The sequence below is a fragment of the Enterococcus sp. DA9 genome (assembly GCF_008000875.1).
Classification (GTDB): domain Bacteria; phylum Bacillota; class Bacilli; order Lactobacillales; family Enterococcaceae; genus Enterococcus_B; species Enterococcus_B lactis.
The window spans coordinates 1,179,732-1,205,091 of the sequence record NZ_CP042839.1; the positions used below are offsets into that span (position 1 = coordinate 1,179,732).

General features: G+C 39.3%; 21 protein-coding genes and 1 pseudogene. 12 read left to right on the forward strand and 10 right to left on the reverse strand.

Translation table 11 applies throughout. The features are described from left to right. Positions 1-106 precede the first annotated feature (106 nt). From tyrP to FTX43_RS06585, 4 genes are all read left to right on the forward strand, one after another. Positions 107-1,504, forward strand: coding sequence for a tyrosine-tyramine antiporter (gene tyrP, locus FTX43_RS06570; RefSeq protein WP_002316652.1), 1,398 nt, complete (start codon positions 107-109; stop codon positions 1,502-1,504). A 108-nt stretch (positions 1,505-1,612) separates the two neighbouring features. Continuing rightward, positions 1,613-2,980 (forward strand): Na+/H+ antiporter NhaC, encoded by a 1,368-nt coding sequence (gene nhaC / locus FTX43_RS06575; RefSeq protein WP_147606901.1) that lies wholly within the window; start codon positions 1,613-1,615, stop codon positions 2,978-2,980. 242 nt (positions 2,981-3,222) lie between these two features. Next, complete coding sequence (locus FTX43_RS06580) at positions 3,223-3,819, forward strand: hypothetical protein (protein WP_147606903.1); 597 nt, start codon at positions 3,223-3,225, stop codon at positions 3,817-3,819. A 37-nt stretch (positions 3,820-3,856) separates the two neighbouring features. Then, entirely contained in the window at positions 3,857-4,453 is a 597-nt protein-coding gene (locus tag FTX43_RS06585) for a hypothetical protein (protein WP_147606905.1), read from the forward strand. Here the strand turns inward: FTX43_RS06585 and FTX43_RS06590 are convergent. The 5 genes and pseudogenes from FTX43_RS06590 to FTX43_RS06610 form a co-directional block, all read right to left on the reverse strand. Continuing rightward, entirely contained in the window at positions 4,391-6,427 is a 2,037-nt protein-coding gene (locus FTX43_RS06590; RefSeq protein ID WP_065763778.1) for an RNase A-like domain-containing protein, read from the reverse strand. The two genes, FTX43_RS06585 and FTX43_RS06590, sit on opposite strands and share 63 nt — an antisense overlap. A 315-nt stretch (positions 6,428-6,742) precedes the next feature. Then, positions 6,743-7,768 carry a LacI family DNA-binding transcriptional regulator gene (locus FTX43_RS06595; RefSeq protein ID WP_147606907.1) on the reverse strand — a complete coding sequence of 342 codons (1,026 nt, stop codon included), beginning with the start codon at positions 7,766-7,768 and terminating at the stop codon, positions 6,743-6,745. 21 nt (positions 7,769-7,789) lie between these two features. Continuing rightward, positions 7,790-8,797 (reverse strand): aldose epimerase family protein, encoded by a 1,008-nt coding sequence (locus tag FTX43_RS06600; RefSeq protein ID WP_002335179.1) that lies wholly within the window; start codon positions 8,795-8,797, stop codon positions 7,790-7,792. After that, positions 8,790-9,455, reverse strand: coding sequence for a beta-phosphoglucomutase (gene pgmB, locus FTX43_RS06605; RefSeq protein WP_147606909.1), 666 nt, complete (start codon positions 9,453-9,455; stop codon positions 8,790-8,792). The genes FTX43_RS06600 and pgmB overlap by 8 nt, the downstream gene beginning before the upstream one ends. Continuing rightward, positions 9,448-11,741 (reverse strand): annotated as a pseudogene (locus FTX43_RS06610) (glycoside hydrolase family 65 protein). The gene pgmB and the pseudogene FTX43_RS06610 overlap by 8 nt, the downstream one beginning before the upstream one ends. Positions 11,742-11,999: 258 nt before the next feature. Here FTX43_RS06610 and FTX43_RS06615 point away from each other — a divergent pair. Together FTX43_RS06615 and FTX43_RS06620 are read left to right on the forward strand one after the other, a co-directional pair. Continuing rightward, positions 12,000-14,165: a PTS transporter subunit IIBC gene (locus FTX43_RS06615; RefSeq protein WP_002292610.1), complete on the forward strand. Its 2,166-nt coding sequence runs from the start codon at positions 12,000-12,002 to the stop codon at positions 14,163-14,165. 188 nt (positions 14,166-14,353) lie between these two features. Continuing rightward, entirely contained in the window at positions 14,354-15,184 is an 831-nt protein-coding gene (locus tag FTX43_RS06620) for an endonuclease/exonuclease/phosphatase family protein (protein ID WP_147606911.1), read from the forward strand. Positions 15,185-15,285: 101 nt separating this feature from the next. On the opposite strand, the gene FTX43_RS06625 is transcribed toward FTX43_RS06620, so the two are convergent. Continuing rightward, the gene (locus FTX43_RS06625) at positions 15,286-16,986 is read right to left on the reverse strand and encodes a hypothetical protein (protein WP_024635428.1); all 1,701 of its coding nucleotides are present in this window, start codon (positions 16,984-16,986) and stop codon (positions 15,286-15,288) included. A 495-nt stretch (positions 16,987-17,481) separates the two neighbouring features. On the opposite strand from FTX43_RS06625, the gene FTX43_RS06635 reads away from it, so the two are divergent. Next, positions 17,482-18,606 carry a class C sortase gene (locus FTX43_RS06635; protein ID WP_261801561.1) on the forward strand — a complete coding sequence of 375 codons (1,125 nt, stop codon included), beginning with the start codon at positions 17,482-17,484 and terminating at the stop codon, positions 18,604-18,606. A 15-nt stretch (positions 18,607-18,621) separates the two neighbouring features. Beyond that, positions 18,622-19,065 (forward strand): GNAT family N-acetyltransferase, encoded by a 444-nt coding sequence (locus FTX43_RS06640; RefSeq protein WP_002315937.1) that lies wholly within the window; start codon positions 18,622-18,624, stop codon positions 19,063-19,065. Between the two features lie 470 nt (positions 19,066-19,535). On the opposite strand, the gene FTX43_RS06645 is transcribed toward FTX43_RS06640, so the two are convergent. Beyond that, the gene (locus FTX43_RS06645; protein ID WP_002314051.1) at positions 19,536-20,066 is read right to left on the reverse strand and encodes a phenolic acid decarboxylase; all 531 of its coding nucleotides are present in this window, start codon (positions 20,064-20,066) and stop codon (positions 19,536-19,538) included. Between the two features lie 104 nt (positions 20,067-20,170). Between FTX43_RS06645 and FTX43_RS06650 the strand changes: the two genes are divergently transcribed. Continuing rightward, a complete protein-coding gene (locus FTX43_RS06650; protein ID WP_002293202.1) occupies positions 20,171-20,725 on the forward strand; it encodes a PadR family transcriptional regulator in 555 nt (184 codons plus the stop codon). A 156-nt stretch (positions 20,726-20,881) separates the two neighbouring features. Here FTX43_RS06650 and FTX43_RS06655 read toward each other — a convergent pair whose 3' ends face one another. Continuing rightward, entirely contained in the window at positions 20,882-21,355 is a 474-nt protein-coding gene (locus FTX43_RS06655; RefSeq protein WP_002293203.1) for a MerR family transcriptional regulator, read from the reverse strand. Between the two features lie 137 nt (positions 21,356-21,492). On the opposite strand from FTX43_RS06655, the gene FTX43_RS06660 reads away from it, so the two are divergent. The 3 genes from FTX43_RS06660 to FTX43_RS06670 all read left to right on the forward strand — a co-directional run bounded on the left by FTX43_RS06660 (position 21,493) and on the right by FTX43_RS06670 (position 24,308). Beyond that, a complete protein-coding gene (locus tag FTX43_RS06660; RefSeq protein ID WP_002293204.1) occupies positions 21,493-22,965 on the forward strand; it encodes an MDR family MFS transporter in 1,473 nt (490 codons plus the stop codon). Then, positions 22,962-23,672 carry a DUF4811 domain-containing protein gene (locus tag FTX43_RS06665; RefSeq protein WP_002293205.1) on the forward strand — a complete coding sequence of 237 codons (711 nt, stop codon included), beginning with the start codon at positions 22,962-22,964 and terminating at the stop codon, positions 23,670-23,672. The genes FTX43_RS06660 and FTX43_RS06665 overlap by 4 nt, the downstream gene beginning before the upstream one ends. Positions 23,673-24,023: 351 nt before the next feature. After that, on the forward strand, positions 24,024-24,308 hold the full coding sequence (locus FTX43_RS06670; RefSeq protein WP_002329606.1) for a DUF1905 domain-containing protein: 285 nt from the start codon (positions 24,024-24,026) through the stop codon (positions 24,306-24,308). Positions 24,309-24,350: 42 nt separating this feature from the next. On the opposite strand, the gene FTX43_RS06675 is transcribed toward FTX43_RS06670, so the two are convergent. Next, positions 24,351-24,770 carry a hypothetical protein gene (locus tag FTX43_RS06675; protein WP_002315934.1) on the reverse strand — a complete coding sequence of 140 codons (420 nt, stop codon included), beginning with the start codon at positions 24,768-24,770 and terminating at the stop codon, positions 24,351-24,353. Between the two features lies 1 nt (position 24,771). Next, positions 24,772-25,356, reverse strand: a complete 585-nt coding sequence (locus FTX43_RS06680; protein WP_002293209.1) for a UbiX family flavin prenyltransferase — start codon at positions 25,354-25,356, stop codon at positions 24,772-24,774. Between the last annotated feature and the right edge of the window lie 4 nt (positions 25,357-25,360).

Sequence of the window (25,360 nt, forward strand, 5' to 3'; positions counted from 1 at the left end):
TTCGCTGAATTGTTTCGTTTATTGCTGAAACTACTTCAAAGACACCGTTATTTTATCCAAAAAATCAAGGAGAGTGTCAACGGTGAGTAAATCTGAAGTAAGTAAAATGGGTCTTGGGACCTTTATCGGTCTGACAATGGCACTGTGTGCAACGGTTCGGAGTATTCCTACGTTAGCCGCAGTCGGTTGGACATTGATTTTTTATTCAATTTTTGCAGTTTTGTTTTTTGCCGGTCCGATATCAATGGTTTCCGGTGAACTTTCAACGATGCTTCCTCAAGAAGGCGGTCCTCAGTTATGGGTAAAAACAGCACTGGGCAGCAAATGGGGATTTGTCGTTGCATGGCTATTATGGGTGCAAATGTTCCCAGGTATGGTAATGGTCGCTTCTACTTTAGGACCATTGTTAGGAAACACATTTGGTAATGTAGAACTTGGCAATAATCATTGGTTCGTTTTAGGTTGTATTTTAGTTATTTACTGGATCATCACGATCTTGAACTTGAAATTCGATATGGCAAAAGTCGGCGGGAACATCGGTGTATGGCTAGGGGTATATATCCCAGTAGTCATCATGTTCGTTTTAGGTGTTTTGGCAGCCTTCAAAGTCGGACTAGTCTCAAACGGCTATCTAGGTGACTTTTCATGGTCAAAAGCTTTCCCTGACTTGGAACATATTGATTCATTGAAATACTTAGCTGGTATCACATTTATTTTTGTTGGGATCGAAATGAGTTCTGTTTACATGCCTCGTTTGAAAGACGCAACAAAAAATTATACAAAAGGCGTATTTATCGCTTTGATCGGATTAGTTTTATTGAATGTCATCAATGCGATGCTTGTTGCCAATGTCGTACCAGATGGAAAAATGGAATTAGCAAATATCACGCAGCCAATCTTGATTGATTGCCAAATCCTAGGCTTACCAGAAGTGATCGGAAATATCTTCAGCTTCATGGTATTTATTGGTGTGCTTTTACAATTATCAGCTTGGGTTACTGGACCATCAAAAACAATCATCCAAGTAGCTCGTGAAGGATTCCTTCCACCAAAATTCGGATTCCATAAAGAAAACAAATACGGCGTATCTAGAAATGTCGTTCTAACACAATCAATCGTTATTTCATTATTTGCTTTGCTTTATGGTGTAATGGATGACGTAAGTGCTGTATTCTTGACACTTACAAATGCTACAACTGTTATTTATTGTATCGTGTACATTTTGATTGCTGTTTCATTGCTTAAAATGCGTAAGAAACATCCAGAATTCGAACGCCCTTACCGAATTGGTAAAAACGGAAACGGCTTAGCTTGGGTAGTCAGCTGCATGCTGATCTTCTCTATCATCGTTGTCGTATTTGCTACATTAGGTACAGCGACATTGAGTGATGCATTGTTAGTAGCAGCTATCACAGTGGTCATGTTCGTTATTCCATTGATCATCAATCACTTCAAGAAAGATTCTTGGGGGATTGAGGTAGAAAAAAGTTTAGAAGAAAAATAAAAAAATAAGTCTTTCAGCCGACGATCTGTCGCTGATTTAGTAGGAGGTCCTGCCAAGTGAATAGTTTTTTCATGGCAGGGCCTTTTCATTTGAAATAGGAGATCGACGATGAATAAAAATATTTCTTTAAAAGAAAGTATCGCTGTATTGATCGTGTTGTTGGCACTCCTAGGAGTACTGATCATCGGATTCCAACTCTCGCCACATATCCCGATCCTTGCAGCTTTCATGTGCTTGTTGTTTTATGGCAGATTTAAAAAGTTCTCATGGGATGAGATCCATGACGGGATCGTCAAAGGAATCACTCCGGGGATCATCCCAATCCTGATTTTTCTTTTGATTGGCGTCTTGGTTGCCTCTTGGATTCTATCTGGAACCATCCCTACGATCATGGTTTATGGTTTCAAACTTGTCTCTGTACGTTTCTTTTTGCCGACAGCATTTCTTGTTTGTGCAATTGTCGGAGTGACAGTCGGCAGTTCATTTACAACGATTTCGACTATTGGGATTGCTTTTTTGGGAATCGGACATTTGCTTGGATTCAACGATGCAATGACTACAGGTGCGGTCGTTTCTGGTGCATTTTTAGGGAATAACTGCTCGCCTTTATCGGATACGACGAACTTGGCAGCTGGTATCGGTGGAGTCAATCTATTCGAACATATCGCTGGTATGCGTTATACGGATTTTCCGGCATTCGTCCTTTCGTTGCTTTTTTATACGATATTAGGACAGAACAGTCATTCAGCCGACCTAGCCAGTATCAATGAAATGATCCAAAATATAAAAGCAAGCTTTTGGATCTCTCCTTGGACATTGATTCCGTTAGTTATTTTATTTGGCGGGGCAATCAAAAAAATTCCAGCTATCCCTACATTATTAGCAGGATCGACAGCCGCCCTCGTTCTTTCCTTTATCCATGAGAAAAGTTTGACAATTGGAAAAGCAGCAGACATCTTGATGAATGGTTATGTCGCGCATACACCTGATCCTAAGCTAGATGAACTGCTTTCTCGAGGCGGTATCATGAGTATGTTGGGCTCAGCCAGTTTGATTTTACTGGCATTGGCATTAGGTGGTTTATTGATCAAATATTTGATTGTTGAGACCATCGTGCAAGAATTAAAAGAAAAGATGGATCGACCTTCTCGTTTAGTCGGGTTTACTGCCTTGAGTTGTATCGGAGTCAATCTGATCGTTGGAGAGCAGTACTTGTCCATCATTCTTCCAGGAGAAACATTCAAACGCTCCTTTGATGAGGTTGGCTTATCAAAAAACTATTTGACACGGACGCTAGCAGATTCAGGAGCAACCGTCAATTCTCTTGTACCGTGGGGAGTTAGCGGCACATTCATTATGGGGACGATGAAAGTTAGCGCGTTGCATTACTTGCCATTCGCTTTTTTCTCGATCCTTGCTCCTGTCTTTACAATAATAGGCGGTTTTTTATTGAATCGCCGACATGTGAAAAATTGAAGAAAAGATCAAAAGGTTGTGACTATTTTTGTCACAGCCTTTTTTGCGAAACTAGCGATTTATACGATTGAAAACTATCTTTTCTTCAAAAAGAAATAATAGGAATAGAAGCTTTGATAGTTGCGATAAAATAAAAATGGATAGATAAAATTCGAGAGAAACATGTATTGACGTAGCAGATGAAAGGGGTAGATTTGTTAGTGTATCAGGAGTACCGTTAGAAGAACAAAAGGAGAGAAAAGATGGAATTATTAGAAAAAGAAAGTATTGATTTTTATTTGGAGCGTGCTTGGACTGTGTTACGGTATGCTTTTTTCAAGGAAGAAGAGTATGACGGACTAAATAGTCATCAGGAGGCAGTTTTAGAATTTCTCAATTACTCAAGCAGATTGTGTGCTGGGTGGTCATGGCGAATCAAAGAAGGGCTTATAGTTTCTAAAAAAATATATGCACAAAAACTTTACGAATTCAGAGAAGAAAAAATCAACTATACGGATATCCGATTTTTTGACAAGATGAAAGAGTACCCTATTTATGTAAATAAAGAAATGATGAAGGCGAAAAGAATCACGCCTGGATCATTCTGGGCTGAGGATAGTATCTATCGGGCTTCTTTTCTTGAAGCAACTCAAGGAGCAGAGGGAACGGAGGAAGAATTTAACCAGTTGAATGATCGTCTTTTCCCAGATAAAGATCATCTGCATATTTACCTTTGGAACAATGAATTTACGAATTATTATAATGAAGGTCGTTATTGGGATGGTGCTTATGTGTGGTCAGTGTGTGACGAAAAGAGAAAGCGATTCACTGTTTTTGATGCTATATTGGTATTGGATTGAATTATTCCATATAGTGAACTGGAAAAGGAGAGAAAAGATGGAACTATTAGAAAAAGAAAGTATTGATTTTTATTTGGAGCGTGCTTGGACTGTGTTACGGTATGCTTTTTTCAAGGAAGAAGAGTATGACGGACTAAATAGTCATCAGGAGGCAGTTTTAGAATTTCTCAATTACTCAAATAGATTGCGTACTGCCAGGTTATGGCGGAGCAAAGAAGGGCTTATAGTTTCTAAAAAAATATATGCACAAAAACTTTACGAATTCAGAGAAGAAAAAATCAACTATACGGATATCCGATTTTTTGACAAGATGAAAGAGTATCCTATTTATGTGAATAAAGAAATGATGAAAGCGGAAAGGATCACACCTGAATCATTCTGGGCAGAAGATAGTATTTATCGGACTTCTTTTCTTGATGCGCCTCAAGGAGCGGCAGGAACGGAAGAAGAATTTAACCAGTTGAATGATCGTCTTTTCCCAGATAAAGATCATCTGCATATTTACCTTTGGAATAATGAATTTACGAATTATTATAATAATGGTCGTTATTGGGATGGTGCTTATGTGTGGTCAGTGTATGACGAAAAGAGAAAGCGATTCACTGTTTTTGATGCTATATTGGTATTGGATTGAAGAAAGAGGAGCCGCCCTTGGCGGCTCCTCTTTTACGGTTCTTCGTAAGTCAGGATAAGCAGTTAGGATATAATACTTTCGTTTTTTCCATACGATGTTGGGCATTCTTTGGATGACCACTTTGGCGTAATAGATTGAATCATATTGAACATATTTCTCATAAGGCGTTTTGTAAAATCCCCATCCTAATGTCTTTCCAAGAGCGATCGATTTATACGATCGATAGATTACACGATTACCATCTTGTAAAGAACAATCACCTAAAGGTAATTTGATCGTACCCTCTAAGTATTTTTTATTGGCAGTATAGATCGCGCAGTTGATAAATATCAAAGCTTGTTCCGTAGTATGGAAGGCAGCGGAATAGGTTATGTCCTCCAATCGGGCTTGTAGGGCATCCGCAGTTTGTCCCACATGTCGTTCCATCGTATGCCCTTTCCCACCGTCTGCATACCATTCGTCATAGTACAAATCAAGAGGGGAATACCATTCGAATTCATCGTCATCATCGTCATCCCCTTTGAAGTTTTTGATTGCTTCAAGGACGCGGGCAAGACTCAACGCATTCCATGCAGCGCCCATTGCGCCTTCGACTAATGTTTTACCTGTACCATCTTCTACGATGTCTCCAGTTTCTTCATCTAATACACCTCTTCGCCCATCGATCGTGATCGAATCATCTATTGGGATGGCTGCTTCACTGTAAGCAAAATCGATCGCTCCCCACTGGTATTCTGGAACGGCTACGCGAGTGTCAGCGTACACGAACTTTCCTGTTGCATCAAGGACAACCGTTTGTCCGTATAAGGTAGCGATTATACCAGAAGGATCGAAGCTCAATCCGTTTTCAGTCGGTGCCAAGACTTCCGCTAAGTTCTTTTGTATATCGGCAGTGCGTGTATGATAGGCTTGCGCCATTTGCTGAGCCGTCTGGACAGCGACTTCTCTTGAGGGTGTTTCGATCACCCCAAATTCAAAAGTGGTGTTTTGCTGGATGTATTCCAGAAAGTCTTCTTGAGTCGCGATCTGGCTCATCAAGACAGACATCGGGACACTTAATTCGACTTCATGGACAAAGGAACCGTGACTACCCCGATGGCCATAATTATGACCGGAGATCGTTAGTAATGTTGTATCACTGCCGACTCGAGTTTCCATGACACGAACCATTTCCAGTAAGAAGAATTGATCTTCGATGAACATTCGATCAGCTACCGAGGCATCACGTCCGATCACGCCAGTCCGAGCCGTTTCAGTAGAAAGAGAACCATAAGAGATCAGTTTACGAAAAGCCGGATGGTCATTGATCGAAAAGCGATAAGCACCATGATCCGTTGTTCCTGTCAAATATTCCCGCATCAATGCATGACTGGTCACGTCTTGCGCGTATCTTTTTTGCAGACCTTGCGAGAAATTATAGGTACTAGTAGTAGAATCAATTCCCGAAGTGGCAAAAGCGGCCAATTCTTGTTGCAGGGCAGGATTATTGGAAGATAATTCATACAAGCTCGCATTCGTTTTGAGTAAGTCTGCAGTGGCGACGCCTAAGGAGGAACCTAATTGGTAAAAACTATAACCAAGTCCTGCTCCTAGGATAGCAGAAACTACTGCAGCAGAAGCAGGGAGGGAAACCAATGCAGAACTTAATGTAGCACCAACAGCAGAAAAAGGAGAGAGAAAAGAGGAGAAACTGACGCCACCGGTTAAAGGAACCAATGCTGCATTGTGCGGATCTGGTTCTTGGGTAGTGACAGGGATACGAGAGATAGACGGGAGTTCAGGAACAACTTCGGTCGTCGCATGTTGTTCTGCTTTAATCGTATACGTTTCTTGGGCGTGCGTTTGGACAGGCGTGGCAGCAAATGGCAGAAGTGTCAACACAACAAAAAACAAATGAGTGAGTTTTTTCATGTTTTCTCCTTTCAAGAACACGTGCGGCTGATCGACAAGGGGGTCTTTTGCACCTCCGTTCATTCGTATTCGCTTACACATTTAATTATTCTTGAAAAAACAAAAGAATACAAGGCGTAATAGAAAAAATCAATTTAAAAAAATGTTTTTTATATTATTGGTGTTTCCTTCGTGTATTCTCATGGAAGATAGTAGTTATGTCAAATAATCGTTTGTTTTGGATGCATAATCGTTCGCATAACTGATAAAGAAAAAGAAGGGATAGATTTATTTATTTTAATATTAATGTTATTTAATGTTTTCTTTTCAAACTTATAGAAATAACATATTTTATGTAAAAAACTGACCATAGGATAAATGGTCAGCAAATTCAGTGATTTAACTAAGTTTCGTGCTTTCTAAAGGAACAACTGTCTCTCTTTTGATCAAGCGATGAGGGATGACCAAGCGTACGCCGCTACTTAATTCTTCATGGATCAGTTCACGCAGTTTTTGCATAGCGACACGTCCTAATTCGGAGATATCGATATCGATGCTTGTAAGGTAAGGATGTGTCAATGTTGAGAAGATCGAGTTGTTGAAGCTAATGACGGAAAGTGTCTCTGGAATGACATAACCATGCATTTGTGCCAACTGCATCGTGCGAAGGGCGAAGATATCGTCAATGACTACCAATGCTGTGGCTTCGTTTTCTTTCAACGTTTTCTCAAAGGTCAGATAATCTTCTGTATGTTCCAGTACTACACTGGAAAACGCAGGAAAATCAGCCATCATCATCGCTTTTTGATAACCGAAATATCGTTCGAAATACAAACTCTCATGAGTCGTATTCGTCACGAATAGGATATTCTTATGTCCGTTCTGAATCAAAAATTCTGTTGCTTGTTTGCCTAGAAGTTGGTTGTCATTATCTACATAAACGATTTCGTTTTCGTGATGATAAGGCTGTCCGATCAAAGTGAAAGGGATATGGTTTTGGTATAAATAATCAATGACAGGGTCTTGACTATCTGAATACACTAGAATAAAACCATCTACTTGTTTTTGTAGATGCATACGCTGGACGTTCTCTAACAGTAAATCAAAATTTTTAGCAGTAGCAATCGCTGTCGTCATATCATAATTCCGCGCTTCTTCGTTGATTGCTTCCATGATCTCAAGATAAAAGGGATTCCCGATCCGCTCTTTTGAATCAAGAGGGGGTAAGATCACGCCGATGGCACTGGAAATGCGTTTTCCTAGATTGCGGGCAGTCATGTTAGGAACATAACCTAGTTCATCCATGATTTTTCGGACTTTCTTCTTTGTTGCTTCGGAAATACTAGGATGATCATTGATAACACGAGAGACGGTCGAGGTAGCAACACCGGCTTTTTTCGCCACATCTTTTACGGTAATAGCCATGATAAAAACACCTTTCTCTTGTTATTGTGCAGAGAACCGATAAATCGTCTGACTGATCCGTTCTTGACCAGGATGGAGGTTGATCGATCCAAAGTTGGGAAAATGAACGATATCAGGGATTTCTTGCGGTTCGATTGCTAATCCGTAGTTTGAATGCATCTGTTTTCCGTTGACAGAGAAATCAGCTTCAAATCCAGTCGTAGAAAATAATACCATACTTTTATTGGAAGTTGCTATAGTCATTTGACGACCAGAATGCTTCTCGAATAATTGTAAGGAATTTCTGGAAAGCCTAGGATGATGCAAAAGAAATACATCATCTAGTCCAGCTGGATAACAAGCAAGGATTTCTTGCAGTGTTGGAGATTTTCTAAAGTCGATGGGCAGGTCTTCTTTTTTCGTCCAATTTCCAGTAGGTAGTTTTTCTTGATCTAATTCAAGGATACCATCTAAGAAGACCGTTAACTGATGGTCATAGATGTCTCTTTTTCCATTTCCTGAAAGGTTGAAGTAGGCATGATTGGTCGGATTGCAGATGGTTTCGACTAGGCTACTGGCAGAGGTCGTCATCTCTAACTCGTTTTTTGTCAAACGGTAAGTGATCGTAGCAGTGATTGGTCCTGGATAGGTAGAAAATTCATCTTTTAAGTAAAAGACCACGCCTATTGATGAAGGAGTTTTGAAAACTTCTACTTCCCAATATTGGAAAGACCAGCCTTTCGTGCCACCGTGGATATGGTGTGATCCGCAGTTTTTTTCCAATCTATGCTCACCCCAAGAAGCATCTCGGATCCTTCCAGCTACAGGTCCGACAGTTGCGCCAAAAAAGCTTTTATCTGTTAGAACATCTTCGAAACGATCGTAAGACAATAAAATATTTTCTGATTTTCCTTCTTTGTCTGGCGCGAAGATTTGATGCAGGCGGGCACCATAGTTGAGAAGAACGACTTCTAAATAGTCGTTCTTCAACGTGATTTTCTTTATTTCAGTCTCTGGAACTGGTACGACGGAGATTTCTGGATTATCCATGGTCATGCCACTTTTCTTTCAAGTAATCGATCGTAAGAAAAGTCGTATCAGGGACAAGCGGGATCTCCTCTCCAAGGTCTTCAGCACGTCCCACGCCAATTGGTTGGGCACCACTTGAGAGGATGGCTTGGATACCAGCTTGCGCGTCTTCGATCCCGATACATTCTTCTGCTTTTAGTCCGACAGCTTTTGCTGCAAGGAGAAAGATATCTGGCGCAGGTTTTCCGTTTGCTGCTTCTGCCGGGTCGGCAATAGCGTCAAAGTAAGGTGTGAGACCCATTTTTTCAAGTAGGAAAGGCCCATTTTTACTTGCAGAAGCAAGAGCGATCATGATTTTTTCTTCTTTTAAAGAATCTAGTAAAGGGACGACCCCAGGGAAGACATCTTTTGGTTCGATCGTCTGGATCATCTCTAAATAATAATCATTTTTTCTTTTTGCTAATTCTGCAAATTCTTCCTTTGAAAAAGAGTGTTCTTTTCCGCCATAAGCTAAAAGCAAAGAGAGAGAGTCTTCTCGGCTAACGCCTTTTAGCTGTTCGTTGAATGTACGGTCGATCGTAATGCCGATTTCCTGACCAAGCTTTCGCCAAGCACGATAATGGAATTCGGCAGTATCGGTAATGACGCCGTCTAAATCGAACAATACCCCTTTAAACATTTGCTTCCTCCTTTCTTAGCGTTATTTCTAGGCGATCCTCTAAAGTGTAAGACTGTTCATAGACGAAAAGTTCCAGAGGCATACCTTCTAATAACTCGAAAGTAACTTGTTCATCTGTAACTGAGATGAATAATAAACGTCCGCGATAATTGATATGGAAAGAATAAGCATTCCAGGTTTTTGGCAGAAATGGTGCGAATTTCAATTGATCATGGGCGGTTTTCATTTGTGCAAATCCTTGGACGATCGACAACCAGCTGCCAGTCATGGAAGTGATGTGCAAGCCGTCTTCTGTGTCGTTATTGTAATTATCCAAATCCAAGCGAGCTGTTCGTTGGTACATTTCTACAGCTTTGTTTTCCATTCCTAATTCTGCTGCTAAAATCGAATGGATACTTGGGGAAAGGGAAGACTCATGGACAGTCATTGGTTCATAGAAATCAAAGTTTTTTTGTTTTTCTTCTTTTGTAAAAGTATCGTTGAAGAAATAAATCCCCTGTAATACATCTGCCTGCTTGATGAAGCAAGATCTAAGGATTTTGTCCCAAGACCAATGCTGGTTCAGAGGAAGATCGCTTGTGGGAATATCGGATACAGGCATGAGATCTTTATCTAAGAATGTGTCATGCTGGACAAAGATCCCCAATTCTTCGTCCACTGGGAAGTACATGTTCTCTGCGATATCTTTCCATTTGGCTAGTTCTTCTTCGCTGATAGTGATAGCAGCTTCTTTTTGATAAGTTAAATAATTTTCTCGCGTGTAACGCAAGACCCAAGCTGCGATCGTATTTGTATACCAATTGTTATTGATGTTGTTTTCATATTCATTTGGTCCAGTCACTCCGTGGATCATGTATTTATTTGCTCGTTTTGAAAAATGGACACGGTCTGCCCAGAAGCGGGCGATTTCTGCTAAAACTTCTAGACCTTCATTTTTCAAATATTCTGTATCACCGGTGTAATTCGTGTAATTGTAGATTGCATAGGCGATTGCACCATTTCGATGAATCTCCTCGAAAGTGATTTCCCACTCGTTATGACATTCGACGCCAGTGAAGGTGACCATAGGATAAAGCGCGCCTTTTAATCCTTGCTGCTGAGCGTTGTGGATCGCTTGCGGCAGCTGGTTATGCCGGTATTTCAGAAGATTCTTAGTTACTTCGGGTTTGGCTAAAGCGAGATAAAGAGGGACTGCATACGCTTCTGTATCCCAGTAAGTGGCACCGCCGTATTTTTCTCCTGTGAATCCTTTGGGTCCAATATTCAATCGTTCATCTTCGCCGTAGTAAGTAGAGAATAGTTGGAACAAATTGAAGCGAATACCTTGCTGTGCTTCTTCGTCTCCTTCGATGACCACATCGGCAAGCTTCCATCGTTCTGCCCAAGCCGCTGTTTGTTCTTCTTTTGCTTGGATATAATTGTTTGTCTGATTTGCTAATTCTGAGAGGGCTTTTTCTGCTTGCTGCGCTTCTGGGATATCTCGACTAGTAAGAACGATGATTTCTTTCTCTACTGTCCATGTCTCGCCTTGAGATAATTCAGCAGACAGGCAACCATGTAAGGCTAAAGTATCTTCGTGATAGTCAGGAACGACTGCTTTTCCGTTAACGAAATGACGCATTGCTGCAGTAACAGTGAATTGTTCGATCCCAAAGTTATTTGGAATAGTTTTAGTTGTCAAATAGCCGATTTCTTCTATGGTTCCACGATCGATCTCATTCCAAAAATGTTCATCATAGTTGCTGTCTTCGTTTTGGACATTTCCATCCAATTTCGATACGAGGTCGACTGTTCCGTTACCTTCAAGCATTTCTATAGTCAAATGGATGTAAGCTGCTTCTTTTTTGATAATGCTCAAAAAACGTTCAAATGAAATACGTACTTTATTAGTAGAAGTAGTGATTGTGAATGTACGAGATAGCACACCGTTTTTCATATCTAGTTCCCAATAAAAATCTTCTGGTTCCAAAGAAGCCAAGTCGATCAGCTGATCGTTGATCGAAATATCTATTGCGATAAAGTTCAAGGCATTGATCACTTTTCCAAAGTACTCTGGATAACCGTTTTTCCACCAGCCGACACGTGTCTTATCAGGATACCAGACACCTGCCAAATAAGTACCTTGATGGTGATCTCCTGAGTAAGTTTCCTCAAAGTTCCCACGCATCCCCATATAACCGTTTCCAATACTTGTCAGAGATTCTTGCAGTCGAAGATTTTTTTATCTAATTGGGTCGTGCTGATTTTCCATGGATCAATAGCAAATAGTCGTTTGATCTGTTTCATTGTTCTCCTCCTAATGAGCTGTTTTATACGTTCATAATAAACGCAACCGATTGCGCAAGTCAATAGACAATAAGAAATATTTCAAAGAAAAAAGCATAAAAATAAATTTTTTTCGAGCTATTTATAGAAGGAAACTTATGTACTATAGGTTTTGAAGAATGGTATAGACAGAAGAATGAAAAATAAAGCATTTACAAAAAAGAAAACGTACGCTATAATACATTTAACGAAACCGATTGCGTAAAGGAGATAAACGGAATGAAAAAGATATTTAGTTTTGAGTTTTGGCAAAAATTTGGAAAGGCTTTAATGGTTGTGGTGGCAGTGATGCCGGCAGCTGGATTGATGATCAGTATAGGGAAATCAATTCCTTTGATCAATCCTGAGTGGACGCCGCTTGTTACAACGGGCGGAGTAATAGAAAATATTGGTTGGGCAATTATTGGGAATCTTCATATTTTATTTGCTTTAGCAATAGGAGGAAGTTGGGCAAAAGAACGGGCAGGTGGGGCATTTGCTGCTGGGATCTCATTTATTTTGATCAATCGGATCACTGGGGCCATCTTTGGGGTCACAAGCGATATGCTTGCGAATGAAGATGCGTTTACTCACACTCTTTTCGGTACGAAGATCATGGTTAAAGGGTTCTTTACAAGTGTGTTGGAAGCACCAGCTTTGAATATGGGTGTATTTGTAGGGATCATCGCTGGTTTTGTCGGGGCAATGGCTTATAATAAGTACTATAATTATAGAAAATTACCGGATGCTTTGTCTTTCTTCAATGGAAAGCGCTTTGTTCCGTTTGTCGTTATCTTATGGTCAACGATTGTGGCATTGATTCTTGCTGTTGTGTGGCCAAACGTACAGGCCGGAATCAATAATTTTGGTTTATGGATTGCAGAATCACAGGAAAGCGCACCGATTCTAGCACCGTTTTTATTTGGTACATTGGAACGTTTGCTATTACCGTTCGGATTGCATCATATGCTGACAATTCCTATCAACTATACACAGCTTGGCGGATCGTACGAGATTTTATCAGGCGCACAGGCAGGAACACAAGTTTTTGGACAAGATCCGTTATGGTTAGCTTGGGCCACTGATTTAGTGAATCTTAGAGGTGCAGGGGATATGTCGCAATATGAATTTGTGTTGCATAACTGGACACCTGCTCGTTTCAAAGTAGGACAAATGATTGGTTCTTCGGGTATTTTGATGGGGATGGCATTTGCGATGTACCGTAATGTCGATCCTGATAAGAAAGCAAGATATAAATCAATGTATTTTTCAGCAGCGTTAGCTGTCTTTCTAACAGGTGTAACAGAACCATTGGAGTTCATGTTCATGTTTGCGGCTGTACCATTATATGCCATTTATTCAGTCATTCAGGGAGCGGCATTTGCGATGGCAGACATTTTACCATTGCGGGTCCATTCATTTGGAAATATCGAATTGCTGACGCGGACACCATTAGCTATCAAAGCGGGTCTAGGTGCAGATCTTATCAACTTCGTGTTATGTGTGATCGTTTTTGGTGTTGTTACGTATTTCTTAGCAAATTTCTTGATCAAAAAATTCAACTTTGCTACACCGGGGCGTAACGGAAATTATGACAATGACAGTGAAGAAACCACTGTATCTAACAGTGGAACAGGAACTGCAGACCAGCAAGTGGTGCAGATCATCCATTTGTTGGGCGGAAAAGAAAATATCAAAGATGTCGATGCCTGTATGACTCGTTTACGTGTAAGTGTAAACGATCGGGAAAAAGTTGGGACTGAAGAAGCCTGGAAACGAGCAGGAGCAATGGGACTGATCGTCAAAGACAATGGAGTCCAAGCAGTTTATGGACCAAAAGCAGATGTCTTGAAATCAGATATCGAAGATCTGCTGCAATCAGGAGCAGAGATTCCAGAGCCGCAAATGGTTTCTACAGGAAATGGACAAGCAGATAGCAAGAAATACTTAGGCATAGAACAAGAACTAGTTTCCGCAGCTTCTGGGGAAGTGATTCCTTTAGCTGAAGTAAAAGATCCAGTATTCTCACAAAAAATGATGGGTGATGGTTTTGCTGTTATTCCAACGTCAAGAGAAGTTGTTGCGCCGATCGCTGGAAAAGTGACAAGTATTTTCCCTAGCAAACATGCAATTGGGCTAGAAACGAAAGAGGGCGTCGAAGTTTTGATCCATATGGGGATTGATACAGTCCAAATGAATCAGTCAGCTTTTGAGATTGCTGTCAAAGAAGGACAAGAAGTAGGAACAGGAACGAAATTAGCTGAAATGAATCTTGAAGTGATCCAAAACGAAGAAAAAGATCCAACGATCATGATCGTATTTACGAATGATAAAGTGGAAGAAGTAGTGATCAAGCAATTAGGGACAGTGGCAGCTGGTAAAGTGATCGGCTCCATTAAAATATAAAGGGAGGTTGTGAAATCAGCGTCCTGACCTGAGTATTAGAGAGACAAAACGGAAAAATAGCTCCTCATATTTTGCCGTTTTTGAGCTAATACCGAAGGTCAGCTGATTGAACACTGTTTACTGGGGAGGTTGTGACAAAATTTTGTCACAACCCCTTTTGTTTCGAAATGAAGAGAAGGAGAAGAACCATGAAATTCATGACATTGAACACACATAGCTGGCTTGAGCCAGAACCAGATAAAAAATTACAGGAATTAGCAGATAAGATCCTGTTAGAAGATTATGAAGTGATCGCTTTACAAGAAATCAACCAATTACTGGAATCTGAAGAAGCAGACCCTGCAAAACTAATGAAGTTCTGTCCAGTAGAGAATCAAGTTCCTATCCGCAAAGATAATTTTGCCTACTGTTTAGTCCAGCTTTTAAAAGAACAAGGAAAAGAGTATTTTTGGAGTTGGGAAATGAGCCACATCGGTTATGATAAATATGAAGAAGGAAATGCGCTGCTTGCGAAAAGACCATTGGAAAGTCAGGTCCTCACCGTCTCCGAATCTCAAAAGAAAGAAGATTATCGAACGCGCAAGATCTTGATTGGAAAAACAAAGATAGATGATCAAGATATTTTTGTCTCTAGCTGCCACTTTTCTTGGTGGACAGATAAAAAAAGCGGCTTTTATTTTGAGTGGAAAAACTTGGAAAACTACTTTTTTGAAACCCGCGCACCACTTTTTTTCCTAGGTGATTTCAATAATCCGGCAGATTCTGAAGGTTATCATATAGTAAAGGAAAGTGGTCTTCTTCTTCAAGATTCGTATGTTATCGCGAATGAAAAAGGCAAAGCTGCTACTGTAGAAAAGAAGATTGATGGTTGGAAACAAAACACAGAAAAATTGCGTATAGATTTCATTTTTGTCCCTGAAGGAGTACGAGTAAAAAAATATCAACGGATTTTTGACGGGATCGATAGTCCAATCATCAGTGATCACTATGGGGCTGAAATCGAAATAGATGGACGATGAACGAACAAAAATATGACACAAAAAACTAAACAAAATAAAACTCTCCGATCGATCTTACCGTTCGGAGAGTTTTTTTTGATTGGATGTATCATCCGTTTTGACTAAGCATGTAGATGCTTGTATCTATGATAAATAAATAAGCACAGCAAGGTAAACCAACCAATCAAAGTAAGAGAAAGAATGAAATAGAAATAGATCGGCGTTCGATAATAAAGCGTGAGCTCGTTGATCCCTTTTTGCTGATTCACGATTGGGGTCCCGATATCCGTTAATTCATAATCAGTCAATGTTTTTCCATTTTGCTGTAGTACAGTCCGATCATAAACGATAACAGGGATATGAACCGTTTTGTCCCCAGTATTTTTCCACTTGATTGTCAAAAGACCGCCTGGATGTGTTTTTATGAAAGTTGTTTCGTTTTCTAATATTTCTTCGTTATATCGGTCGTATTTGTTGTCTTTTGTCTCCTTATAGATTGGCAGATAGTCAGGGGTGGTTTTTTGGAAAACGAATAAGCTGGTAGACATATCTTTGCTGAAGAATGTTTTCCTTGCTTCTTCCGGTGTATCGAATAGATAAGTATGTCGACTGACAAATGTTTCATTCTCCCACTTTTCTAGATGCTGGTATAAGTTTTGGATCGTCTGTGCAGAAAAAATAAGAATACCCAATATACCTAAAAGACGGAACCACTTTTGCTCAGACCATTGATTTAGTGATAGGGCAAGGTAAAGCAGAAGCAATAGCGTAAATGGGACGAAAAATCGAAATGGAAACTGAATTAAGCTAATAAAAGGCACATTTTTTTCGATCAATGTCGTCCATGGAATCAAGCTAGTAGAAAGAAAAAAGAAAACAAGACTTGTATACAACACGATTTTTTGGAACAAGGTATTCTTTTGTTGAAAGAAAATAAAAAGCAAAAAACCTGACAATATCAATATCGGAAAGGCTTTAGGATAATGAAGCCAATAACTGCCATCCAGGTCGATCGCCTTTTGACTCATTTCTCTGTTAACAAAGGGAGGAAGAATCTTATTCCCGCTGTAAACAATAGCCAGTCCTGCCCAAATATTTGCTGTCAGGACAAAATAAAGCAAGACCGACTTGATCAGTTGAAGCAGTGCTTTTCCTTTTTCAGTCTGGTTAAAAAAGTAATAAAGATAAAAAGGAATATACATCAAGGCTAACATGATCGAAGACAGTAGATGAATCTGCGTCATAAGTCCAACTGAGATCGCAACTTTGATTACAGGAAACTTTTTATGAAGGACGAAATCAACAATAGGGATCATGCATAAAGGATAGAAACAAGTCCCCCAACTAGTGAATCCTTGATTGATAGACCAATATTGAATAGAATACGTACTCATGAATAAAACGGCTACTGGTACACTTACCCAGTTCCGAACATTGACATATCTTAGTAAGATCAGCATAGAAAATCCTGAAATAAGATAAAGAATAAAATTTGAAAGAATCTGATAGTGAAACCAACTACCTGCAAGCAACACGATCAATCCTTGTAAATAAGCAAAAAATGGGCCGTAAACGGCATTAACGATCCTACCGCTTTGCTGGAATCCATAAAGGGAAGGAAAATAGTGGAAATCCCCATGTTTGATTTGTTGCGCAGCATCGTAGAACCGATTGTAATGGAAGGGGGCATCAGCACCCAAAATTAGTTTATGTGTGAATAAATGAGGCATGAGAAATGCCAAAGCAATGAAAAAAATTGCTAAAAACGGGCCATATTTTTTCAATTGTCGAACTCCTTTGCAAACTTTAGATAAATTCATCATATATCCTATGCGGTAGGGAGGCAAGAAATTAGAAAATTCATGAAAATATTTATGAATTTTACAAGAAAAACATAAGTGAAATTTCTAAGGAGAGAGGATGTGGCAAAGCCATGTCGCATTCCTTGTTTTGAGTCAAAATTTTCTTAATACTCGAAACAAAATCGCTTTTTCATGACCTCTCGATAAACGGTGTTCAATCAGCTGCTTCTCGGTAATAAGCTCACTAGCCTAGAAAATATGAAAAGCTATTTTCTGACTAGCGCTCTTATTACTCAAAGCATAACGCTGATTTCACAACCTCTGATTCACGGTGTTCCAGAAGTAGCTTCTTCGGAAATTTCTTCTTATTTCTTGAACCTAACCACTTCTGTCACAACCTCATCGGCTTTCATTTTCTATTTTTTTCCTGAACCCATATAATAAAAGAAAGAACAAAAAAACTTGCAAGGGAGGACGCATGTGTAGCAGAGAAAGCAAAAACAGTCTCGTCGGCTTTTGTTTCGTTTATTTTTATTGATATGTATCGTCGTAGGGTTACTAATCGCTTTGTATCCATTTTATGTGGATTCTTTAAATAGTCTTATGGATCAAAAACGAATGGAACAAGTACAAAAACGAACCGCAGCCGAAAATGAAGCGCAGCGAAAGAAAATGGAGGAGCAAAACCAACGATTAACTGACCAAGGATTCAATCCTGGGGCTGATCCTTTCGATGAACAGAACAGAAATGAAAGCACGACATCCGGCCAATTAGAGGAATGGCTGATCGGAAGTATCAATATACCTAAAATCCAAATAAATATTTCACTTTATGATCGGCTTAACGGCATGATTCTTGAGAATGGAGCAGGTGTCTTACAAGGAACTTCTTTCCCACTTGGTGGAAATTCGACGCATTCAGTGATTTCTGCTCACAGCGGGTTACCCAATCGACGATTATTTACCGAGTTAGATCGTTTAGAACACGGAGATACGTTTATTTTGACTGTTTTGGGGGAGAAATTGGCTTATCAAGTTGGGAATATACAAGTGGTACTGCCAGATGACACGTCTGTTCTAACGATTGAAGAAGGAAAAGACTTAGTTACCTTGCTTACATGTACACCGTATATGATCAACACGCATCGTTTGCTAGTGACGGGACATCGGATTCCTTATAGTGAATCGGTAAAAAACGAAGAAGAAAAAGGAAATCAGGAAAGAACTTTGCGACAGTTGCTTATTCTTGCAGGAACGATAATAGCTGTAGTTATACTGTTACTGTTTATTGGTCGACTGATTTATCAGTATCGGTTAAGTAAAAAAGTGCTTGATTTTTCATTTATTATAAGTGATTCAGCAGGAAATCCAGTAAAGGGTGGCTCATTTATTTTGAAACATAAGAAAAAAACACTTACTAGAAACGGTGTGCCGTTTTCAGTGCAAAGCGATCATTATGGGAAAGTCAAGCTGGATCAATTGCCTGGTGGGACTTATCGAATCGTGTCAGTTGATGATCCTAAAGTCGCTGCTTCTTTTGGTATCAGAAAATTAAAACAAGAAAAGATGTACTTTTTTGAGGGGCGAAAACTGGTGAAAGAGCTTCAAAAAAATGGTTTTTGGTTTAAACTCAATGACTAAGTAAGGAGAGAAAAAATGATTCGTACAACAACAGAATTGTCTGCTGAAGAACTGGAAACTGTTCTATCGATTTGGCTGCATGCTAATTTGGATTCTCATGGATTCATCTCACCAACTTATTGGGAGAGTCAAATAGAATCTGTTAGGAAAGCTTTGCCAGAGGCAGTGATTTACTTAGCAGAAATAGATCAAGAAATCGTCGGTTTTGCTGGGGTGATTGATCAGTTCATCGCAGGGATTTTTGTAAAGAGGGAATATCGGCAACAAAAAATCGGTACGCAACTAATGAAAAAAATAAAAGAAACCAATAAAACACTGACTTTGACAGTCTATCAAAAAAATCAATCAGCTATTCATTTCTATCTTTCACAAGGCTTTGCAATTCAAATACTGCAAAAAGATGAAGCAGTAAATGAGGAGGAGCTTGTGATGCAATGGAATCAAACCAATGATTTTTGATGAACAGAGTAACGAAATAATGCTCCCAGCCTAATTTTTGCTGGGAGCATTATTTCATTTTGAAGTCACTAATTTAACTGTGTGAAGATGCAGTTGTTACGACCTTTGATAAACGGTGTTCAAAAGCTTGCATCTGCGGTAATAAGTCCAACCAATTTAAAAACATAAGGAACTGTTTTTACTTGGCTGTTCTTATTACTTGATGCAGAACAGCTTTTTCACAACCTCTCCACTAAACGGTGTTCAATCAGCTGACCCTCGGTATTAGCTCAACAAACGGCAAAATATGAGGAACTATTTTTCCATTTGTTTCTCTAATACTCAGGTCAAAACGCTGATTTCACAACCTCTTGATAAACGGTGTTCAATCAGCTACTTCTCGGTAATAAGCCCACTAGCCTAGAAAATATGAAAAGCTATCTTCTGACTAGCGTTCTTATTACTCAAAGCGTAACGCTGATTTCACAACCTTATTTTACTCGTTTATAATTTTCATCGAAGTATTTTCCGCTACGGATATCATCAGGCATGCCATCATATGGCGCTTCACTAATGACATCTTCATTGTCTATACCTGCATCACCCATATAAGTGATGGTAGCAAATTCAGGAACAAGTAATTTTGGATAAGTTTCATATTTTTCACGAGCTGCTTCCATTTCTGCGATATGTTCATTTTGGAAAGTAACAGTGATTTCTGGATGTTCTTCAACCCATTTAGGGAAAAAGATCATTCCGTGAAGTTTCTTTTCATTTGGCATAAAGTCTAATGCAACGTCTGTCCCTGTTGGTTCTGTCCAAGTAATTTTGAATACGCCATCTGTCAATTTAACGATATCAGCTTCTTGGTCTTTTACCCAACGACCTTTGACCATTCCGCCGTGGATACGGTAATCGACAGTATGGTCATTTTTTGCATACCATTCATATTCCCAACCGTTGTCATACGTATAAATAAAGTGAGTTCCAATAAAATCTTCCAATTCTTTAAATTCTTTCATGATTAAGCATCTCCCTCTAAATTAAAACATGTAATAAACTACATGTTTTTGATTACTCGTTTATGATAGAATGGATTTAAAGATTTGTCAAGGAGGAAAAACTGATGGCAAGAAAAAATACACTTCGCTATATTTTATTAGGGTTATTAAGTAAGAAGCAGATGACAGGATATGAATTGAATCAATCATTCAAAAATGAAATAGGAGAATTTTGGCAAGCAAAACATAGTCAGATTTATCCTGAGCTGGCAAAAATGGAAGAGCAAGGAATCATTCAACATCAAGTAGAGATCACAGGCGAAAAATTGGAAAAAAAAGTTTATGAATTAACAGAAGAAGGGAAGGAACAATTAGCAGAGTGGATTCATACACCGACCAATGAACTGCCGGTTAATCGAGACGAATTCGTTTTAAAATTGTATTTCGTCAAAGACGTGAATGATCCGGCATTAGTAGAAATTATCCAGCAGCAGCGTGATCTTCATGAAGAAAAACGCCTTCATCTATTAGAGCGAAAAAAAACAATCTTTCCTACAGAAAAAGAAAAACATGAAAATTACGGACATTACTTGATTTTAGCGCATGCGATCAATCGGGAAACAGAATATGCAAGTTGGCTGACAGATGTATTGGAAGAAGAAAACAACCGAAAAAAATAAACTAAAAAATATCCGAACAGTGATGGATGCTTCCTTTCTATATGAAAGAAATGCAGATCACCGTTCGGATATTCTTATGTTCAAACAGGCTTTTTCTAAGTGTTATATGTATCATCTACTTTTTAAAAAGTCTGATGTTTAGGAGATTAGCGGAGCTTAGAGTTCTTTTAACAGCTGCTCGTAGTCAGCTTTTTCATCGACAGGAAGGAGTTTGTAAGACAATTCGTCTGTCTCGTTGTCATGAATGATGTACATCTTCGCATTCTCTTCTTTGAAGTTGCCAATTTGTAAAATCGTATAGCGTTCGTCGATCAATTCGATATCTTTGATTGCTTTTGAAAAAACTTTGCGGACATGATGCATTTTCTTTTGTCGGATTTCTGCCTTTTCTGCAGCTTTAGATAAGGTAAATCCGTCATCTAAGTATTTTTTGATCAGTTCTACTTTTATAACTGTAGGCAAACGATATTTTCTAGGACAATTCGCATCAGCTTCGATCGAACGAATGAATCCCTTTTGTTCCCAATACCTTAATTGACGTGGAGACACACCGACGATATCACTTAATTCACTGATGCCAACAACCAATTGATCGTTTTCCAACAAACGTTTAAGGGAAGCCCCAACCATTTTTGTCACTCCTTTTGTCCTCTTACTTTCCTTAATTATATCTGTATTAACTAATGTGTCAAGTAGGTTGACAAATGGCGGATTTAGGACTAAAGTATTCTAGTAGTTTCAGAAAAAATTCAGAAAGAAGGAGAAATATGAGTAACAACCAACCCGTAGATATTTACGGAAAACCATATAATCGGACACTTTTAGTTGTTGTCTTATTAATTGGTACATTTTGTACCGTTTTGAATCAGACCTTATTGACGACAGCTTTTCCTACATTGATGAAAGCTTTCGATATTTCAGCGTCTGATGTGCAATGGTTAACGACTGGTTTCTTGCTAGTCAACGGGATCATGATCCCAATAACAGCATGGCTGATCAATAAATTCAGTTCAAGAAATTTATATCTTTCTGCCATGACGATCTTTTTGATCGGAACGATTACTTGTTTTACAGCACCTAATTTTAGTACATTACTAATCGGTCGCTTGATCCAAGCTTGCGGTGTGGGAGTATCGATGCCATTATTGCAAAATATCATGTTGTCTATTTTCCCACCAGAAAAAAGAGGATCAGCAATGGGGATGTCAGGAATCGTTATTGGGCTTGCTCCTGCTTTAGGCCCTACATTATCTGGTTACATCATTGATAACTACCATTGGCGTGACTTGTTTGGTATGGTACTGCCAATCGTTGTTCTTGTCTTGGTTTTAGCATTCTTCCTAATGAAAAGTGTTATTCCATTGTCAAATCCTAGCATTGATATTTTATCAGCTATTTTGTCAACGATTGGATTCGGTAGTTTGCTTTACGGATTTTCTAGTGTAGGTGATGATGGCTGGGGAAGCTTGAAAGTAATTGGTTTCTTAGTCGTTGGTGTGATTTTCATCGCCTTGTTCTCATGGCGTCAATTACATTTGGAACATCCATTCTTGGAACTTCGCGTATTCAAATCATCTACATTTACGATTGCAGCTGTTTTAGCCGGTGTAACGAATATGGCGATGGTAGGGGCAGAAATGGTCGTGCCGTTGTATATCCAAAACATTCGCGGAGAATCAGCATTCCATTCTGGCTTGATGTTGTTGCCAGGTGCTTTGATCATGGGGGCTATGATGCCCGTTACAGGTGCGATTTTCGATAAATACGGCGCGAAACGTTTAGCCATTACAGGGATGTTCATTTTGACAGCCGCAACTGCACCATTTGCTTTCTTGACAAAAACGACTCCAGTTTTATATATCGTGATCCTTTATGCGATCCGTATGTTTGGGATCTCCATGGTCATGATGCCGGTAACGACTTCTGGTATGAATGCATTGCCAAATAACTTGATCAGTCACGGGACAGCGGTAAATAATACATTCCGTCAAATTGCAAGCTCGATCGGTACAGCTATTTTGATCAGTGTGTTGACGAATGTGACAAAAGCAAATATCCCAAGCAAATCTGTATTGGACAATACACCATTAGCTTATAAAGATCAGGCAATCAATGCCACACTGTCAGGTTACCATGCCGCGTTTATCGTAGCGATCATCTTTGGGATCCTTGGCTTTATTATTGCCTTTTTATTGAAGAAAAAAGAACCTGTTCTAACGAAAGCGGGGGATAATGCATGATTATTGGAGTTTTGATTGTCAGCTTGCTTGCTTTTGCTTTAACGAACGTGTTCGCTAAAAAAACATGGCAAACCTTTTTATCTTTGATTTTCGGACTAATCTTCGTCGCTTCACTAAGTTTGATCGTCGCTAATTTGTCCAATCACTTTGGAATGGAAAAAGTAACGGAAACGAAAACAGAAAAAATTGTTTCCAGTGCTGATTCCCAAGGAGCAGATATGCTTTTGTATAAAGCTTTAGGGAATGGAAAAGAAAAAGTGTATCTTTACCGAACGAATGAAAAACAAGAGAAACCAAAAGCAACTGGTACGGATAACGAAACAAATAAAGTAGAAAAGACAGACGGCGATGCTGAAAAAGTGACGAAAACTACTTATTGGGAATACAAAAACGACATGTATAAATTCTGGTTCAATATTGCTGATAACAATCACGAATATGACAGCCGAGTGAATACATTCAAAATCCCAGAGACATGGGTAGAATTAAGTACGGACCAAGCATCCAAGTTAGCTGAATTAGTGAAGAAACAGCAAAGTACGATGGAAAGTGAAGCAAAAGCTTATGTGCAAGACGGTATGGTAAAAGCAATGACTGAAAATCCGCAAATGAGCAAAGCAGAACAAGAACAACGTACGAAAGCCTTAACTGCTGAATTCCAACAACAAGCATTCGCGAAATTAGTGAAAGAAGCAAAAGGCGAATAATATTTTGAACACCGTGTAGGAGGTTGTGAAAAAGCTGCTCTGCATCAAGCAGTAAGAACAATCAGATAAAAATATCACTCCATATTTTTCATCTGATTGGGCTTAGTGCCGTAGATGCAAGCTTTTGAACACCGTTTAAGGAAGAGGTTGTGAGCCTGCCGTTTCACTCTGAGTCACAAGGAGCAATTTCAAAACACAGCTTCTCATGTTTGTTGAATATTGTGACTTGTGGCCGAGGAGTTGGCAGGAGAACACCGTTTATTCAAAAAAAGGGAACTGCGACAAGACTTTTGTCACAGTTCCTTCTTTTTTTGCTATGCTATACTAGATGTAAAAAATAGGAGGAATAAAATGAGGAAAACTTATTCTTTTGAATCAAAAATCTATGCTTCCGAAGTCGGCAAGGGTGGCGCATATATTGTTTTTCCATATGATATAAGAGAAGAATTCGGTGCTGGAAGAGTGAAAGTCCAAGCAACTTTTGATAATGTGCCGTACGAAGGCAGTATCGTGAATATGGGCGTGAAAAATTTAGATGGTTCGGTCTGCTATATCCTTGGACTACGAAAAGATATTCGTAAAAACATCGGAAAAGATATTGGTGATATCGTAGCAGTTACAGTGAAGCAAAAATAAAAACAAGAGGTTATGACAAAAGATGTGTCACAACCTCTTCTTTCATAATGGTTTTTCACCATCTTTATAATAAACGGGTTCTTTGATATGGAAATCTGTTTTTTCCAACCAATCTAAAATCTTGTAACCTAACTCTTCTGACATCGGAAAAGAAGCGTTGATTTGTGCATTGGAGATATGGTCAACATGGATACCGGAAGTGATCGTACAGCTTCCTGGAACGGCATTTTTGATGACCACAGCTATTTTTTCGGCTAAGACATCGTCTTTGTGGAAACGACCATCGTGGCTAGGGAAACGTACAGTTTGGATCTCTGTATCACGAGAAAATGTAGTGACTGTTCCGATATGTGGTGTATCTCCGCCTGTTAAAGTAATCAATAAGTCTTTACCGATTACTTTAACAGCGGCTTGGATCGTGAAACCTAGTTTTGTTACTTCAACTATCGTTTCTTTTTCCATATTAATCACCTTGCCAACGTTTTGAATGTTCATTTACAATCCCAAATTGATCCAAAAGTTTCATTGTATGGTGATCAACAAGATCTTGGATCGTTTGAGGCTGATTATAAAAAGCAGGGATCGGTGGTATGATTTGCACACCTAGTCGTGCTAATTTAGTCAAGTTTTCCAAGTGAATGGCATTTAATGGCGTTTCACGAGGGACAATGACTAACTTTCGTTGCTCCTTCATTGTTACATCAGCAGCACGTGCAATCAGGTTGTCGCCTAAACCAACAGAGATACCTGCGACTGTTTTCATACTTGCCGGTACGATGATCATTCCATCGGTCAAAAATGATCCGCTGGCGACAGCAGCACCTAGATCTTTGTTTGAATAATGGTAATCAAACAGGCTTTCGAATTCATTTAGGGATAAGTCGGATTCCAGCTTTAAGTTCTGTTTTGCCCATGGACTGATGATTCCGTGTGTTTCTACCATCGGATATTCTTTTAGTTTCTTCACTAGGTTGATGGCATAAATGGTGCCCGAAGCGCCACTTACACCAATCACGATTTTTTTCTTCCGTTGTGCCAATTGTTCCATTTTC